Here is a 17,227-nt window from a genome sequence, read left to right as displayed (position 1 = left end):
ACCCTCCAACTCCACAGAAAACCCTGTAATCAATTGATTTACAGGGTTTTTTATTTTCGGGTGCTAATTTAGGTGCTAGCTGACGAGTTTTTATCGCTTTTATTTATGGTCTTATTCAGTTTATGAATTTATTATCATTCTAAAAATTGCACCTATTCTAGAAATTAATATATTATTCCTGTTTCTTCTTATTTTTATTATTTCTTTCAATATCCAGTTTAATTTGACTTTCTACTGATATGCCTAAAAACTCACAAATTCTTTGTTTGTCTTTATAATTGACTGGATGTCTATGCAAATGGTTAACAATAATTCTTTTAAGAAGAAAATATGCCATTGGGTGTTTTTCAACATATACTTTTATTAATTGTAAATCTCTATCTGGGAAGCCCGAACCCTGATCTAATTTAATCAAAAGATTTACTAATTTTACAGAAGCAAAGTCCATTTCTTCTTGAACTTTTCCATATTTTTCCATTAGTTTAGGATTGCCAACAGAATCAGAAATTTTCTTTATAAAAGTATACGATATTTGAGTACAGAGGGAAAATAGTAGATGCTTTGCAACTTTACTAATTTTATCTTTGTGTACATCTACTTTGTTATCCTCGGTTCTACTTTCATTATTTTTCTCTTCAATTTTTGAGATAATCTCTGTCAATTGGTTTACAATAAAGTCCGTATTCTGAATAAAGGATGTGAAAAAGACATTTAATGTTCTTAAACCAAGCTCATATGTTTCCTTTAAAACCTGATGTTTTACAGGACCAGTCATAGAACCACTTGGATTATTTTTTATTATTTGCCCTAAAATTTCTATCAACTTAAAACTCAAGTTAAGTTTAGATACTATATCGATTTCACTAATATCCTCATCAATGTCGTATTCTTGGACAGCAATTTTATTTTCTCGCTGACCAATTGGTTTTGAATCTTGAACATTATTTTCTTCCTCTCTAATTTCTTCGTGAGACTTTGATTTTAAATATAATCTGGGAAGTTCAGTAACCAAACTGTTGATAAGTGAAATATCATCCTCTAATTTACATGGGTTTAATTCATCAAATACGTCTTTTGCGTTTTTTAATAATTCATCAATAATAAATTCGTCACTGCTAAAATGAATCAGAAAAAGTAAAATATTTGCAAATTCAGTACGATAAAGTCTTTGACATAGTTTTGAAATTAGAATTTTTACCTCATCCTTATTTATATACTTGGCCAAATGTTGAGCTTCAAAAAAATAATAAGTGTATTGATATTTAAATTCAATATTATCTCCATAAGAATTTAAAATACCTGCTTTGCAAAGTGTATTTACTACTTCAATAGATGTCATAGATTTTGGCAAATCCAATTTTTCATAACTTTTTATATCATCGTGAAATGATGAAAATTCCGCAATTGATAATATTGTCGATTTTTTATTAAAAAAGAAGTTAGCTAATTCACCACAATAACTTTTATAAATATTTAATTCAGTTTGATCTTTAATATTTTCTGTTAAAGTTTTAAGTATTAATAGTTGATAATAATTTCCATATGAACTTATTTGTAAGTCGTGCGGATTAGTTGTCTCTAATGCTTGAAGTAATATCAACAAAAAAATCGGATAGTTTGGTACTATTCGCTGACCCATTGCTACGTTAATTGCTCTAACTGCATCATCAATCTTTCTGCATATTTCCTCGTCTGTACTATAATCTTCATTACCCAATGCATACCATTTATTTATTAATTTGTACCGCAATGAATGATTAAATTCTAGTATCTCATATTGAATAAATTCAGAAAACAAATCGGCAGAATTAGCCTCATCAGTGAAGATTTCCTCTATTGCATACAATTCATTTCCAACAAATATTAAATTTTTGTAATTATTACTTAAACTGTTGATAAATTTTCCTTTAGCTTTTTGGTTCTTAAGAGGATTTTTGTCAAAATCATCAATCAAAATAAATATATTTGATATGTCTTCTTGATAAAAATCTTCCAAATAATCTTCTCCGTATTGAGATATAAAAACGCTTTTGACTATATCCTTAAAATCATTGAAGTTTGCTGATTTTATTAGTCGACCATCTAACAAAAGTGGGACATACCCTTTTTTGTGGAGTTCAAAAAATATCATTCTTAACAAAGACGATTTACCTATATTTTCACCTCCAAAAAAGACATATTTTGAATTTTGCTTAATTGATTGTATTACACTTTCTGAATTTTCCACTAATAATGATATACCATTGTCTGTACTGTCTTTAGTATTAAAATATCTTAAAATCGGAAATACGTAAATATCGCTCAAATTTATGTCAGAAACATTAGGATGCTTAAATTTCCCCCCTACATCATTTAATGATTCTTTAAATTCATCATTTAAACTATATTTGGTCTTGAAATTGTGTTTATTCCTTTTGTATTTAGTCCATTCTACATTGTTTTCTGATAAATTATATTTTTCCTTATTCCAAAAATATGTTTCTATTTTAAAAGATTCTTTTTCAAGATCAAACCCCAATAAATTAAATTCACTTTTAAAGTTGATTTCAGATTCTTGTAGTACAGATCCCTCAAGATGATATACGATGTTGTTATCTAAATTATCTATTTTTTCTCTAGAAGGTTCGTGCTCGTGACCAGTTAAATAAAAATCAGATGTTTTGTGAATATGCGTCGAAAGTTCTCTACGGTTTATTGGATTTAACCAGTGCAAAGGATGATGTAGCAAACCAAATATGATATCTCCTTTCTCATTTAATAATTCTTCAGGTAAAACTGAGGTGGGAAAGAACATTTTTCCACTTTGTTCATGAATTTCTGAAATATAAGCAGTATTGTAACAATGAAAAATTACTTTCTTATCATCGAATTGAAAATTATATATACTAACCAATCCATCCTCGTATATAGGCTGGTTTGTTTGAATATTATTCATAAAATTAAAATACTCTTCTTGCACACTCGTACACTGCTCAACAACTGAACTATCAAATGCGGAATCACCAAGGTTTTGAATCATGTTTATCTGATTTTGTCTTGCTTTATTATCAAGTGCAAAATCACAATCATGATTACCGGCAATGACAATAATAAACACCTCTTTTTCACTATAATCAATAAGTTTTGTCTGTAAACTTTTTATAAATTTCGCGCCAATTTCAAATTCTTCTTTTTTTCCTGAAAATGCAGTATCTCCAGTAACAATTAAAAATATTTTATCGTATTCAAGAGAGGAATTTCTTATTGCTTCAAATATTTTATCCTCTTTTTCAATAACAGAGTTTTCACTTATTTTAAAATGGATATCTGACAACTGAACTATTAAAATTTTCATATTTATTCTTTAATTTTTATTTTTTTTAGATAGATATCATTTAACAATCAAATCCCACCCCGAGAAATATCATAATACCTATCAAAGTAAACATTCAATTTCTCCAAAACTCTTTCCTTTTTGATTGTTCGTTCGTCCGTGGGGGAAAATCTGGATACTGGTGGTAGGATTTTCGCAAATGCAGTTCCGGCGGAGATGATCTCGCCATTTTTGAAGGCATTATTGATGAAATAATAGGTTTCTTCTTCCTTTAATTTTTCTTCTGCAATAATTGCATCCAGTTCCGCTTTCTTTTCTTTGCTTACGAAAGTTTGCCAATCTTTATCTACATCAGAAGTTGGAGTTAATGATAAAACAAATTTCTCAATCAATTCTTTTTTGTTTCTCAAATCTACACTGGAATCAATGGCTTTCGTAATATCCAATTTGATTTCTTTATCCTGTAAATGACTGCCTTGGTATTTGCGGATAAGCATCAAGATATAATCAATATTGATTTCAACTTGTTTTATCAATTCCATTTCGAAAACAATATCATCGTTCACATTTTCGCTATCGCCTTCGCTTCGTATGCGGAATTCATTGTATAACTCAATGTACATACTGTGATAATCCTGAAAATCCCGATCACTCAATATTTCATTCCCTTCAAAATCATCAAAAGATTTTAGAATGTTTAAAAGTTTCAGAATAGCACTGTATAGCCGTATGAATTCCTTTTTATTATCTTCTCCTAGAATGCGAACACCGATTGGAAATTTCTCAAGTAATTCTGTAACCAATGAAAAGTAGCCACGAAATGTTTTACCATCTTCTTCATAACCATCGTAGTAATCTTCGTAACTTTTTAGCAATACAATTCCGCCTGCCTGCTTATTTCCAAATAAAGCCAAACTTTTATTGGTGGCTTCCTCCAGATTTCTAAAGCACACAATATTTCCGAAAGTTTTAATGGAGTTTAAGATTCTGTTGGTTCTGGAAAATGATTGAAGCAAACCGTGCATCCTTAAATTTTTATCTACCCAAAGCGTGTTTAAAGTTGTTGCATCAAATCCTGTCAAAAACATATTGACAACTATCAGTAAATCTACTTCTCTATTCTTCACCCGAAGAGAAACATCTTTATAGTAATTCTGAAATTTGTCTGAAGACGTATCGTAATTTGTTTTAAATACTTTGTTGTAATCTATGATGGCATTTTCCAGAAAATCTCTATCGCTTGCACTTAAACCCTCTGTAGATTCGGAATTTTCATCTTCGTTGCCATCATCTTCTGCATCATTCTGACCAAAACTAAATATGGTTGCAATTTTTAATCGGGCTAATTCCGGTAATAATTCCTGCTGTTTTTTAAATTCTAAATAGTACTTTTTTGCTGCTGCAATAGAAGCCACGGCAAAAATTGAATTGAATCCACTTCTGCGGATCTTCTCTTTTACTTCCTCAATTTTGTTCCTGTCCTTTGCACTCGCCACTTCATAAACATTCGACAAAGTAGTCATATAGTACGGTTTACTATTTCTACTCGTTTTCTGGTCAAAGTGCTTTAAGATGTAGGCTACATTATTGGAAATTCTTTTTGGTGCCATCAACGCATTTTCCCTGTCAATATCCCGAACCTTTTCATCAGAAATTCCTTCTTTTTCCTTCATCGTGCTGATGTAATCTATCCGAAATGGTAGCACATTTTTATCTGAAATAGCATCAACAATGGTGTAGGTGTGAATGGCTGCTTGGTGTGGTTGATCCGTTGGACAATTTTTTGGATCTCCGTGGGAATAACATCCAAATGCCTGAATGGTTGTTTTTAAATGGGCTTTTCCTCCACTGCTGGAATTGGTTGCAAAAATGGGCGTTCCTGTAAAGCCGAATAGAAAATATTTCTTGAAAGTTTTGGTAATATCTTCGTGCATATCGCCAAACTGGGAACGGTGGCATTCATCAAAAATAAAGACAATTGATTTTCCGTAAATTGGATTGCTCTTTTGTTTTTTAATTAAAATAGCCAGTTTCTGGATGGTCGTAATTATGATTTTAGCATTAGGATCATCCAGTTGTTTTTTTAGAACTGCCGTACTCGTATTACTGTTTGCTGCACCTTTTTCAAACTTATCATATTCTTTCATTGTTTGATAGTCCAGATCTTTTCTATCCACCACAAAAATCACTTTGTCAATAAAATCTAATCTACTTGTAAGTTGTGCCGCTTTAAAGGAAGTCAGCGTTTTTCCACTTCCTGTGGTGTGCCAGATATAACCTCCTGCATCTATACTACCCTGTTTTTTATTTTGATAAGAAACATTGATTTTTTCTAAAATCCGTTCCGTTGCCACAATTTGGTAAGGTCGCATTACCAACAATAATTTGTCCGAAGTAAAAACACAATACTTGGTTAGGATATTCAGCAAGGCGTGTTTGGCAAAGAATGTTTTGCCAAAATCCATCAAATCAAAAATAGGTTTGTTGCTTGCATCTGCCCACCAAGAGGTAAACTCGTAAGAATTACTGGACTTCTTCTTTTTGATGCTTGTATCTTTTCCTTTTTCTTTGATGTGCGTTTCCCGAGTTGTATTGCTGTAATATTTGGTTAGAGTGCCATTAGAAATAATAAATAATTGCACATATTCAAACAAACCACTTCCTGCCCAAAACGATTCCCTGCTGTAGCGGTTAATTTGATTGAAGGCTTCCTGCAAACTAACACCGCGTTTTTTTAACTCAATATGAACCAATGGTAAACCATTGACTAAAACGGTAACATCATAACGGTTCTCTCTTTTTCCTTCAGCAGTTTCATATTGATTGATGACCTGCAATTGGTTGTTGTGGATATTATCTTTATCAATTAAGCGTATGTTTCTTACTGAACCATCTTCACAATTAAGCAGTTGAATATAATCTTCTTGAATAATGGTCGTTTTCTCTTCAATACCAATGTTTGGATTGGCAATTTTTGAAGCAAAAAAATCTTTCCATTCTTTATCGGTAAAATTATAATTATTGAGTTGTTCTAATTGCGAACGTAAATTGTTTACCAGATCATCTTCCGTTCGGATCGGTAAAAAAGTATAAGCCTGCTCTTCCAACAATTTTACAAACGCTTTTTCCAGTTCTGCTTCAGACTGGTAAGATGTTCCACGTTTGTATTCCGATTGATATTCTGCTACAACCGTACTTTCGGGGTTTTCTGCTACAATATTATAATTTTTACTCATCAATTATTTTTCGTCGGTTTCTTCAAACAACTGTTGCAATTTTTGCTGCAGTACTTTTTTGTTTGGCAATTGGGTTTTGTATTCAGCAATCATTGTGGGCGATAAACTTCTGCTTAAAGCATATTCTACCACTTCGCTGTCTTTATCTTTGCAAAGCAGAATACCTATGCTTGGGTTTTCATTCGGTTTTTTCACATCCCGATCCAGGGCTTCCAGATAAAAATTTAATTGTCCTAAATGTTCCGGTTTAAATTTATCTGCTTTCAGTTCAAATGCAACTAAACATTGCAAACCTCTGTGGTAAAACAAAAGATCAATAAAAAAATCAGAATTACCGACCTGAATTTTATATTCTTCGCTAACGAATAGAAAATCTTTGCCTAACTCTAAAATGAAATTTTTCATTTGTTGAATTAGTCCTTTTTGCAGATCACTTTCAGAATGCGCTTCTGGTAAATTTAAAAAATCAAATACATAACTATCTTTAAATGTATGCGTTAAATCTTTGTTTAATTCTCTCAACGCTGTTGAGAGTTTTGCATTTCCAATCATTGTTCTTTCAAATAAACTGGCAGAAATCTGACGATCTAATTCCCGTTTACTGTAATTTTCTTCTTTACTTATTTTTAGATAAAATTCTTTTTCTTCTACACTATCACATCTTGAAAATATAGCGAGATTATGAGTCCAACTTAATTCTCTCAACAGTGGTGAGAGTTTTGGTTCATTCTTATAAGTTTCATAAAATTGCTTCATCCGCCAAAGATTTTTATCTGAAAATCCTTTTAATTGCGGATCGGTTTGCTGAATGAAGATGGCTAATTCTTTAACCACAGATTTTCCCCATTCACTGGCTTCTACTTTTTGGCTGATGTGCGCACCAATTTCCCAATACAAATTGATGAGTTCTGTGTTCACCGATTTTATGGCATTATTTCTTGCCTGCCGAATGAGTTGAACGATATCTGAAAAGTGACTTTCCATTTCTATTTAAGATTAATGATTCTCCATCACTTTAAAGGTTAACAGTTTTGCACGGTAATATTCATATTGTTGTCTGCGTGCTTTTATTTCTGCAGGTAAACCAGACGAAATATTATTGACCAAATCATCAAATTGATCTAAAATTTTTACGATTCTATTTTGTTCTTCCATTGGTGGAACTGGAATTTTGGCTGTCGCTAATCCTTTTGCATTAATAGAAGAAATTTTTCCCGAAGAAATGTGTCGTTTTATTTGGTCGTGAAAGAGTCGGGTTCTCAAAAAATAGGATACATATTTTGGATTTAATGGACTTTTGAAGGAAAAGCAAGCGTCGTGCGTTACAATATCAGATTCACCTAACCAAGCCGTTCCTTTGCCAATATCTTCAATGGTTTCTCCTGCTGCAACTATAACAACATCGCCGGGATTTGCAACTCGTAATCTTTTTGCTAGTTCGGGACTAATAAATGATTTTGATTCTGTTGCAAAAACATTGTAATGGGTGTACATTTCTCCGTAGTGTAAACAGGGAAATCCGTTTTCTATCATATCCGTTCTTACAAATCTTTTTCCTCTCGTAAAAGTCCCAATTTCCCCTAAACTTTTCCAGACTACTTCCTTATTTTCAAATGCTAAAAATTGGTTGCGGTAAAACTGGTATTGCGCTTTTCTCGCTTCCAACTCCGTTTCCAACTCCGTTTCCAATTGGGTGAATTGATCTAAAATTTCGACTATTTTTTCTTGAATTGCAAGTGGCGGAACTGGGATTTTGATTTTACCCAATAAATTTTGTGGTAAATGAGCAGGAATAGCATTTGTCTTTAATGAATAAATTAAATCCTGCTGATTAATTATTACATAAAATAAATACTTATTTAAAACACTCTCTAGAGGATACACTGAATAACAAACATCATTAGCCCAAAATCTCTCCTTTTGCCAATCTATGTAACCTGCACTTCCATATTGCGCAATAGTTATAGTATTTTCTTCTCTATTATATTCATCAAAATATCCTAATGGTTTAACTCCACCACTAATTACAGGATATTGTTTATCAGGTTTCAATTGGGATTTTGTCACTCTATTTCCACGAACAATTTTAGCACAATCTTCTAACTCAAAATGCTCAACTCCATCCGGACAAAGTTTTTCTATTAATTCATCTATCCTACTCATACTGTTTCCATTTCTAAATCTGCCACAATTGCATCTATTGAAGTTCGCAAAATATCCTGACGTGCAACTATTTCGGAAATCTTTTGGTTAAGTTCTACAATATTGACGATTTCCTGCGTGTTTTCCTGTTCTACATAACTGCTTACAGCGATATTGTAATCGTTTTCGCCAATGGTTTCATTAAGAACCAATTTGGCAAAATGATCTTCATCTTTTCGATCTATAAAAGCGTTTAGAATTCTTTTGCGGTTGGCATCAGACAACTTATTTTTATTTCCACCGCGCTCAAATTCAGCTGAAGCATCTATAAATAAAGTGGCATTGTCTTTTTTACTTTTCTTTAAAACCAAAATGCAGGTCGCAATAGAAGTCCCGAAAAATAAATCTGACGGCAACTGGATCACGGCATCCACAAAATTATTATCTATTAAATATTTTCTAATTTTCTGTTCTGCACCACCTCGGTATAAAACGCCAGGGAATTCTACAATTGCGGCAGTACCAGACGTAGCCAACCAAGACAGCATATGAAGCGTAAATGCTAAATCTGCTTTAGATTTTGGTGCTAAAACTCCTGCAGGAGAAAAACGTGGATCATTTATTAAGAGAGGATTCGCATCTCCATCCCATTTTATAGAATAAGGCGGATTGGAGACGATGGCATCAAAAGGTTCATCATCCCAATTTTTCGGATCCATCAAAGTATCACCGTGTGAAATATTAAATTTTTCAAAATTAATATCGTGCAAAAACATATTGATACGGCAAAGATTGTAGGTTGTAATATTAACTTCCTGTCCATAGAAACCCTGTCGAACATTTTCTTTGCCTAAAACTTTCGCAAATTTTAATAATAGTGAACCAGAACCACACGCAGGATCATACACTTTGTTTACCTCCGTTTTACCTACAACAGTAATTTCTGCCAACAATTCGGATACTTCCTGCGGTGTAAAAAACTCACCACCGGATTTACCTGCACTGCTCGCATACATAGACATCAGATACTCGTAAGCATCACCAAAAGCATCTATATTATTTTCCTGATAATCGCCTAACTTAAGACCTGCAAGCGCATTTAAAATTTTGACTAAACGTGCGTTTCTTTGCTCAACCGTGCCGCCCAGTTTATTGCTGTTAACATCTACATCATCAAACAAACCTTTTACATCGCCTTCACTATCAGTTCCTTTCGCAGAACTTTCAATATCTTTAAAAATACGTTGCAGATCTACGTTTAAATCTTTATTGTTTGATGCATTCCTCTGAACATTTTGAAATAATTCCGATGGCAAAATATAAAAACCTTTCTCATTAACGGTATCTTTTCGCCCAAATTCTGCCTGATCATCGGGTATTTTAGCATAATCAAAATCTGTATTTCCTGTTTCCCATTCAGATTTATTGATGTGATTTACTAAATTTTCAGATATAAAACGGTAAAATAAAAGTCCCAAAACATAAGATTTAAAATCCCATCCATCTACACTTCCCCTCAAATCATTTGCGATCTGCCAAATCGCGCGGTGCAATTCGTCCCTTTCCTGTTCTCTGGTCATATTAGAATATTAATAAATTATAGTAAAAAGGTAAAAATACGAAAAGCAATGATAATTCTATTTGTAATTTGTGATATTTAGATATAAGAATTAAAAAAATATTATATTTGATGTCAATAAAAACAATATATAAAGATCTACCATATCTAGTAGAGAAAAATATTATGTAACGAAAAGCGTAGGCTATCGTATTGGACAAAGAAAACCGCTAATTTTCAATAACAATCCAAAATTCGATAGGCTTACGCCCATGTCATCTACTGGCGTGGGCTGTAAGTCATATCTGGATTGTGGGTTCTTAGCGGTACCTCTTTGTCTGATTGACCGCTGCAGTTCCACGCTTTTTCATTTTAAATTGGAATTAAGGAACTGTAATTCTGAAAGCAAAAAATGAATAATTTATTAAACTCGTCTTTTCAGTCGGAAAGGCATTCCAAAATTCTTTATACTGCCAAAAAACATTGGATTTCTTTAGTTATCCCGATCATCTATATTCTTGTAGGATTAGTTGGGATTGTATTCACTTCTTTCGGAGTTGGATTTTTAAAGTTGATAGGTTTGGGTCTTCTTTATTTGCTATACAAAGGGATTGTTGCCATCCTAAAGTATATAAATACCAAAATCTATCTCACTGAAGATCATTTAACTGTAACGTATGGCATTTTGGGAAAATCCGTTAATGATATTCCTTTAAACAAATTAGAAGCAGTAATTCTTACTCAAAATTTTTTAGGTAGAATTCTGAATTTCGGAACTTTAACCGCTAGTACAGGAGATGTTACACAGGCTTACGTAATAAAAAACCCAATGGAGTTAAGAAGCAAAATTATTAAATAAAAAATATATTCACATTATGAAAAACTCGAAGAAAACAACAGCACAAGATTGGCTGCAATTAGATTTAAAAGCACAATCGGGTTCGATATGGACAAGTGAAAATTCTGGGTTGCAGAAAAAAAATAAAGTAAAACCATATCAAGCGCCTAAAGAAAAATCGCAGTTGTTACATCCTGATCCTGTATTATATAATGGGAAAATAGTTCAATTAGATACACCGCAAATTATTGATTAGTGACATAATAGCGAATGACATGATGTTTAATAATGAATTTAGAAATTATTAGTTTTATTTTCTATTATCAATCTTTTTCTGCTCAATTTCAAGCCAATTTTCATACTCTAATGTCATTTTTTTCTCTTTTAAAAATAGATTTCTGCGAGATGCTTCCTTGATATAAAATTTCAATCTCTGTTCTGCGTCCTTTCTGTCGTGGTATTCATTCATAGCAAATGCTAAAAAAGTAGCAGACAAAAGGAAAAGAACCAACAGCGCTCCATAAAAGTATAGTTGTAATTTTTCCTGTTTTTTGGCGAAGAATTTTATTTCAGACGCATGTTTCTGGAGTATTTGATCTAATTCTGTTCTATTATTTTTGAACAATTCTGAATTTTTTTTCGTTTCTTCTTTTAGACTATCAAATTCAACTTTAATTGAAGTGTTTTTTATTTCAATTAATTTTAAATCTATTGTTGAAAGAATTTTTTCGTTCAGATCAAATTTTTCACGAACTGAATCTAATTTTTCATTGAAAACTTCTAGAACGTCTTGTGTTTTAACTTTTAGAGCCATTATCTTTTATTTTTTTTCTTACGTTTTCTTCCAAGATCATCTTCAGCTTGGGATGCTGTAAAAGAAGTTTTAAATAAATAACTATGATTATTAGTATAAGTTTGTGCAGAATTAGAAATTACCTCTCTACCCTGTTCTTTTGGTTCATTCAATTGTTGAATTTCCTGTAGTTTATCATTCAGAATAAAATTGTCGGTTTCAAAGTACAATCCAGTACTTAATAAATTCTTTAACCCCATATTTCTGTGGACATCGCTTGCTTTCATATCAGTCGGGCTGTCAATATCTCTTACACGAAAACCCTGTAGTTGACCTTGCTTGTTGATGGCAGGAAGGAATTGTATATTTTTTTTCAGCATCTCTGCAAAATATTTTTCCATTGTGATCGGCTTTGCAGCTAACACATTCAAATGTTTTTGATAAATTTCTTTTCTCAATGTTTTGGAATCATCCATTATTTCTGATTCTTTAATTTTATCTATCCTTAATTGCTTTGCAGAAATCAGATTATTTTTTTCTGCAACTCTGTGAGCGGACCATTGTGCCTGTTTTCCAATATGATGATCTTTTAGTAATCTACCTTTCTCATCAACTCTATTTAAAAGAATGTGAATATGCTTATGCTCCTTTTCGGTATGAAGGAAAGCGATAAACATCGATTTATCCAGATCAATATCTAACCCTTCTAAAAATTCTTTTGTTATGTTTTTTAATTCTTTTCTACTCAAATTCTCACCGTCATTTATGTGGGGAGATAAAACCATCGAAATTAGCTTATTGGTTGCACGTTGATTTTGATCTTGTATGATTTTCATCTCCTGAAAAATTTCAAGTGGTGTTTCACCACAAAGATTATTTCTCATTAATTCCATTCCTTTTTTATCATCAATCACATATTTAAAAATTGAAAAACCACCGATACAAGATTTTGCTTTTCCTATCATTTTATTTTTAATTTGTTCAAATGTTCCTTTATTATCCTGGAGGTTTCAAGCGTTTCTTTTTTCATTCCGGTCACATCTCCAAGTTTAAATAAATTAGAAATTCTCCTAAAATTATCAGAGTATTTTGAGAGGTTTTTATAGGATATAATCTCATCCTCCGTCAGTGTATTTTTGAGTTCTAATTCTAAAGAAAGTCTGCGGAAAAATTCTGACATTGACAGTCCAGTTTTAGATATTTTTCTTTGTATTATTTCATGTTCCAGAGCTGTAACTCTGAACCGAAAAACTTTACTTTTCATAATTTATAATCTTATTTTATTTATTTTAAAATTGCAAAGCAATTTTACTTTTTTGACCATCGGGAGACAAAGCGGGATGCCAATAAGGTTCAATTTCGGCACGAATTGTAGCCCTATTGGCACATCTCGATATAAAAACACGTTTACCTATGTCCCATTTACTTCTTTCATAAAATAATCTGCAATATCAATTCCTTGCTTCTTTTGCTCTAAAGTTGATTCCTTTTCAAGCAAATCCGACACATAAATTTTAAATCCTACTTTGTTGAATCCCTCGGCTTTTTTCTTCCATTCATCATAAGTAGATGTACCGTTGTTTTGGATTTCACAGTCTGGATAAGCAATAATTTCTCTATCCTTGATGGCACTTAATTTCGCCAATTTAAACTCTCCTTTTGCTCCACAAGACAACCATAAGAAATCAGGAAATACAACACTCATTATGCAAGCAGTTTTTTCAGATTCAACCAATCCAATAATACTTGTTTTATCATTATTTGTAAGTTGCAATCCAAACAAGCATTGAGACAAATTAAAACTTTTTATAAAGTTGTTATGTAATAAGAATTTATGCATCCAAGAAATATTTTTCGTTCGTTTCCCTGATTCCGAATATTTAATAATCTTTCCAGCTCGAACATTATTTAGACCATCTATTTGCCAAAAAATTGTTGAATAGTTAAAGTGTTGGAATGTTCCAATTTTATATTTACTTTGAACTTCATTTGCTGCTGAAGTACCAAATAGGAGACCTATATATTTCAGAAAATCACTCTTTAATTGCATTGATTCTTCCACAATACTATTATGATGAAATGATGGGGAGGGAATTTCTATTTTATCAATTACAATGTCACTATTCCTACTGTTATTAAATCCCCCTTTTGAAGGATGATAAAAAAAACCACATTTAGATTCCCTATCACATCTTCCGTACTCTTCCATAATTTCTCCAGTTTGAGAATCAATAAAAATAACGAAGGAACGTTGTCCACAATTAGGGCATTTATATTTTCTCGAAGTTGGGTCTAAAATAAACCGATATGTATTTATACTTTGCATTTTTTGCATTTTTTGCACTTTCTATTATTCATAGGGTGTACGGGTTAAATTTGATTGCATTTTCTTTGCATTTCTTTGCACTTTCGAAATTTTAATTTTGCACTCTTTACACTTTGTTGCACAATTTCCCACTTCTATCATACTATAAACCAAAGAGTTAATAGACAAAATGCAAAAATGCAGAAAGTGCACTTATATAAAGAGAGATTAATTTAAAATGTATGTCCGTAACTCCACATAATTTCGTATATTTGTTTGATAATTAAATCATTGAGATGAATATTTTTAGTTTTGGCGTAGAGTTTAGCAGTGAAGAGGATTGTATATCTCATTTTAAAGCAGAACGTGACAAAATTGGCGTTTCCTGCAAGTGCGGAAAAACTGATTTTTTTTGGATTAAAAGCAGATTAAGTTACGAGTGTAAATCTTGTAGAAAGCGAACTACATTACGAAGTGGAACCATCATGGAAAATTCCAATTTGTCCTTTCTAGTTTGGTATAAAGCGATGTTTTTGATGAGTGCAACAAAAAAGGGATTTTCTGCTAAAGAAATGCAAAGGCAATTAGGTTTGAAGCGCTATGAGCCAGTTTGGGCTATGATGCACAAATTGAGAAAAGCGATGGGAAAACGAGATGAAAGATACACTTTAGAGGGCATGATTGAAATGGATGAAGGGTATTTTACAGTTGAATCTAGAGAACTGGAACAAGAGAAAGGGATTCGTGGAAGAGGAGCAGTTGGAAAGCAAAATGTTGCAGTGATGGCGGAATCTACGCCATTAGAAAATATAGAAACAGGAGAGACATCGAAATCTTGTAGATATTTTAAAGCAATAGTATTAGAAGATCATACAGCAGAGGGAATTAATGAGACTATTAAAGAATCTTTGGCAGAATCCAGCATAGTTTTTACAGATCAAAGCACGTCATATGTTGATATATCACAACTTGTAGAAATTCATATTTCAGAAAAATCTTCGAAAGAAACTACAAAAGATACTTTGCGTTGGGTTCACATATTTATCAGTAATGCGAAAAGGAATTTATTAGGAAATTACCACAAAATAAAACGCAAAAACCTTCAACTTTATCTAAATGAGTTTGTTTATAAGTTAAATCGGAGATATTTTGAAGATAAACTGTTCGATAGACTTGTGATAGCAAGCATCACAGGAGTATGATTAAAAACGGATATACATAATTTAAAAGATTAATTTTTCGTAATGACCGTGCTTAATTTTTTTAAAAACTTTTTCATCTTTTAGGAAATTTTTAAAACTTCGGACTTTCATAAGGTTCTCCTGCGATAACATTTCAATTCCTTCGCCAGTGGTGAATTTTAAATCGAGTTTTTCTAAAACTTTCTTTTGAATTTCAGTAAGTGAATCATAATAAGTGTTATCAATAATTTCAAAAACACGAACAGCATTTTCATAAAAATAATCTCTCAAGTCTATTGCAGATTTTAGCGACTGAAGAGAAATAGTTTCAGGCTTTTCATTTTTACAAACTGAATTTATCACTTGAATTAAAATAGAAAATCGTAAAACATATTGCTGTAGTTTTACAGAAATCCCCCTCTGATACTCAAAATCAAAGGTGGTATTTTGATTATTCTGCCAACTATACAAATGAGTTTTAGCCTCTGGTGTAAATTCTAATACTATTTCTGAATTATCAGCGAGATTAAAAACATTATTTAAAAGTTCTGAGTACCATTTTATATACTCCGACTTCAAATCTTTGTCATTCCACTTATTTTCAACATACTTATGGGGCAATACAAAAAGAAAACGGTCTATAAATCCATTTTTCATTTTATTAGTATGAAAAGTGCTTGGTAAAATTCCTTCTTGTATAGTACCAATTAAATCAACTTTGGTATTATCTACCCTCATTTCCTCGCCAGAAATTCTATTTTTTACAATTGTCTTTCCACTCCAGGCGGATAAAAGCGCTTCTTCCTCGTTGCCTTTTCGATATTGATTGAAAGAATTAAAATATCCTGCAAGTTCATCTGTGTATAATCCAATACCTCTAGGATTATGATAATGAACTTTCACTAATGCTTCCGGTGTAAAGTCATTAAGTAATAGCTGATGAAGAACTGGACTAACTTTAGTATCTTCTTTCTCCGTTGATGCTTTTTCGCATTCCTTTTTTTCCACCAGATACTTTTTATAAGAATTTTTATCAATTTCCATTAAAGGATTTATACAGAATGTCAAAGAATGACTTTTTACATCTCCTGTTCTGCCGACAAGAATCATAAAAAGACTGGATTTCTCTATCCAACTATTTTTAACTCTTAATTGTATCTTATTTCCGATAGCAACAGAAATAGCATATAATATTGATGCAGATGTATAATCTATTGAGAAATTTAAAGTAAACTCTAATTCTTTTATAAGTTTTTGTAAGTGTAATGGGAATATATCTAGGGGAAAAATATTCACATCAGAAACTTTTTTCAAATCCTGATTTAGCCCATTTAAAATGTTTATAGACTCATTTTCAAATTCAGTTTCTGAAATTTCAGACACCATAATAGTTTTTTCATTCATAAATTTTGGATTATAAGAAATATGAACTACTTTCGTAATCCTCATTCTAGGTTGGTAGTAAATGCCAATAAGCACCACAAGTCGTAATTGTGGTGCTTATCTTTTGTATTTAAGGGATTTCACATCTTTTAAAGCTGCCATCAAATCAAGATGATTTATTCTGTAAAACCTTCCTAATTGTTCTGCTTTAATATTGCCTTTGAGGACATGTGATCGAATGGTCTGATAATCTACTTTTAGAATTTCTGACGCTTCTTTGAATGAATAGAACTTTTTCTTAAGTTCAAGTTCTGGCTCTTTTTGAATTGAATGAAGAAGTTGTTTCACTTCTCCTAATTCATCCAAAATTGTTTGGAATGGATTTGTTTGCATAGAATTGTTTTTATTATTTCTATGCAAGATTACTATTGAAATTTAATTTAAATCAGTGAATTCAGTGGATTTAATAATGAATTTG

Annotated in this window: 14 protein-coding genes; 3 read left to right on the top strand and 11 right to left on the bottom strand. The window is 31.8% G+C overall.

Translation table 11 applies throughout. From position 1 onward, the window contains the following. Nucleotides 1-172: 172 nt before the first annotated feature. From EIB73_RS12480 to EIB73_RS12460, 5 genes are read right to left on the bottom strand one after another with little or no spacing between them, the layout of a single operon-like run. The gene (locus tag EIB73_RS12480) at nucleotides 173-3,334 is read right to left on the bottom strand and encodes a metallophosphoesterase (RefSeq protein ID WP_125025588.1); all 3,162 of its coding nucleotides are present in this window, start codon (nucleotides 3,332-3,334) and stop codon (nucleotides 173-175) included. 47 nt (nucleotides 3,335-3,381) lie between these two features. Beyond that, nucleotides 3,382-6,549 carry a type I restriction endonuclease subunit R gene (locus tag EIB73_RS12475; RefSeq protein WP_125025587.1) on the bottom strand — a complete coding sequence of 1,056 codons (3,168 nt, stop codon included), beginning with the start codon at nucleotides 6,547-6,549 and terminating at the stop codon, nucleotides 3,382-3,384. Nucleotides 6,550-6,552: 3 nt separating this feature from the next. Then, a complete protein-coding gene (locus EIB73_RS12470; protein WP_125025586.1) occupies nucleotides 6,553-7,533 on the bottom strand; it encodes a PDDEXK nuclease domain-containing protein in 981 nt (326 codons plus the stop codon). Between the two features lie 12 nt (nucleotides 7,534-7,545). Then, nucleotides 7,546-8,712, bottom strand: coding sequence for a restriction endonuclease subunit S (locus tag EIB73_RS12465; protein ID WP_125025585.1), 1,167 nt, complete (start codon nucleotides 8,710-8,712; stop codon nucleotides 7,546-7,548). After that, nucleotides 8,709-10,271: a type I restriction-modification system subunit M gene (locus EIB73_RS12460; protein WP_125025584.1), complete on the bottom strand. Its 1,563-nt coding sequence runs from the start codon at nucleotides 10,269-10,271 to the stop codon at nucleotides 8,709-8,711. The genes EIB73_RS12465 and EIB73_RS12460 overlap by 4 nt, the downstream gene beginning before the upstream one ends. A 390-nt stretch (nucleotides 10,272-10,661) precedes the next feature. On the opposite strand from EIB73_RS12460, the gene EIB73_RS12455 reads away from it, so the two are divergent. Further along, nucleotides 10,662-11,108, top strand: a complete 447-nt coding sequence (locus tag EIB73_RS12455; RefSeq protein WP_125025583.1) for a PH domain-containing protein — start codon at nucleotides 10,662-10,664, stop codon at nucleotides 11,106-11,108. A gap of 16 nt (nucleotides 11,109-11,124) precedes the next feature. Further along, nucleotides 11,125-11,343 carry a hypothetical protein gene (locus tag EIB73_RS12450; RefSeq protein WP_125025582.1) on the top strand — a complete coding sequence of 73 codons (219 nt, stop codon included), beginning with the start codon at nucleotides 11,125-11,127 and terminating at the stop codon, nucleotides 11,341-11,343. A 54-nt stretch (nucleotides 11,344-11,397) separates the two neighbouring features. Here the strand turns inward: EIB73_RS12450 and EIB73_RS12445 are convergent, their stop codons facing one another. From EIB73_RS12445 to EIB73_RS12430, 4 genes are all read right to left on the bottom strand, one after another. Continuing rightward, nucleotides 11,398-11,901 carry a hypothetical protein gene (locus EIB73_RS12445; RefSeq protein WP_125025581.1) on the bottom strand — a complete coding sequence of 168 codons (504 nt, stop codon included), beginning with the start codon at nucleotides 11,899-11,901 and terminating at the stop codon, nucleotides 11,398-11,400. Beyond that, entirely contained in the window at nucleotides 11,901-12,794 is an 894-nt protein-coding gene (locus EIB73_RS12440; RefSeq protein ID WP_164467898.1) for a relaxase/mobilization nuclease domain-containing protein, read from the bottom strand. Before EIB73_RS12440 ends, EIB73_RS12445 begins: the two co-directional genes overlap by 1 nt. A 47-nt stretch (nucleotides 12,795-12,841) precedes the next feature. Continuing rightward, nucleotides 12,842-13,144 carry a plasmid mobilization protein gene (locus EIB73_RS12435; protein ID WP_125025579.1) on the bottom strand — a complete coding sequence of 101 codons (303 nt, stop codon included), beginning with the start codon at nucleotides 13,142-13,144 and terminating at the stop codon, nucleotides 12,842-12,844. A gap of 147 nt (nucleotides 13,145-13,291) precedes the next feature. Then, the gene (locus EIB73_RS12430; RefSeq protein ID WP_164467897.1) at nucleotides 13,292-14,206 is read right to left on the bottom strand and encodes a DUF6371 domain-containing protein; all 915 of its coding nucleotides are present in this window, start codon (nucleotides 14,204-14,206) and stop codon (nucleotides 13,292-13,294) included. Between the two features lie 275 nt (nucleotides 14,207-14,481). Here EIB73_RS12430 and EIB73_RS12425 point away from each other — a divergent pair, with 275 nt between their 5' ends. Then, complete coding sequence (locus EIB73_RS12425; protein WP_125021496.1) at nucleotides 14,482-15,387, top strand: IS1595 family transposase; 906 nt, start codon at nucleotides 14,482-14,484, stop codon at nucleotides 15,385-15,387. Nucleotides 15,388-15,408: 21 nt separating this feature from the next. On the opposite strand, the gene EIB73_RS12420 is transcribed toward EIB73_RS12425, so the two are convergent. Both EIB73_RS12420 and EIB73_RS12415 read right to left on the bottom strand, forming a co-directional pair. Beyond that, nucleotides 15,409-16,770: a DUF3987 domain-containing protein gene (locus EIB73_RS12420; RefSeq protein ID WP_164467896.1), complete on the bottom strand. Its 1,362-nt coding sequence runs from the start codon at nucleotides 16,768-16,770 to the stop codon at nucleotides 15,409-15,411. A 96-nt stretch (nucleotides 16,771-16,866) separates the two neighbouring features. Next, entirely contained in the window at nucleotides 16,867-17,142 is a 276-nt protein-coding gene (locus tag EIB73_RS12415; RefSeq protein ID WP_125025576.1) for a helix-turn-helix domain-containing protein, read from the bottom strand. Nucleotides 17,143-17,227 lie beyond the last annotated feature (85 nt).

The organism is Kaistella carnis (genome assembly GCF_003860585.1).
Classification (GTDB): domain Bacteria; phylum Bacteroidota; class Bacteroidia; order Flavobacteriales; family Weeksellaceae; genus Kaistella; species Kaistella carnis.
The sequence above is the reverse complement of the archived record's forward strand: the minus strand, read 5'-3'. Positions and strand labels throughout refer to the sequence as shown.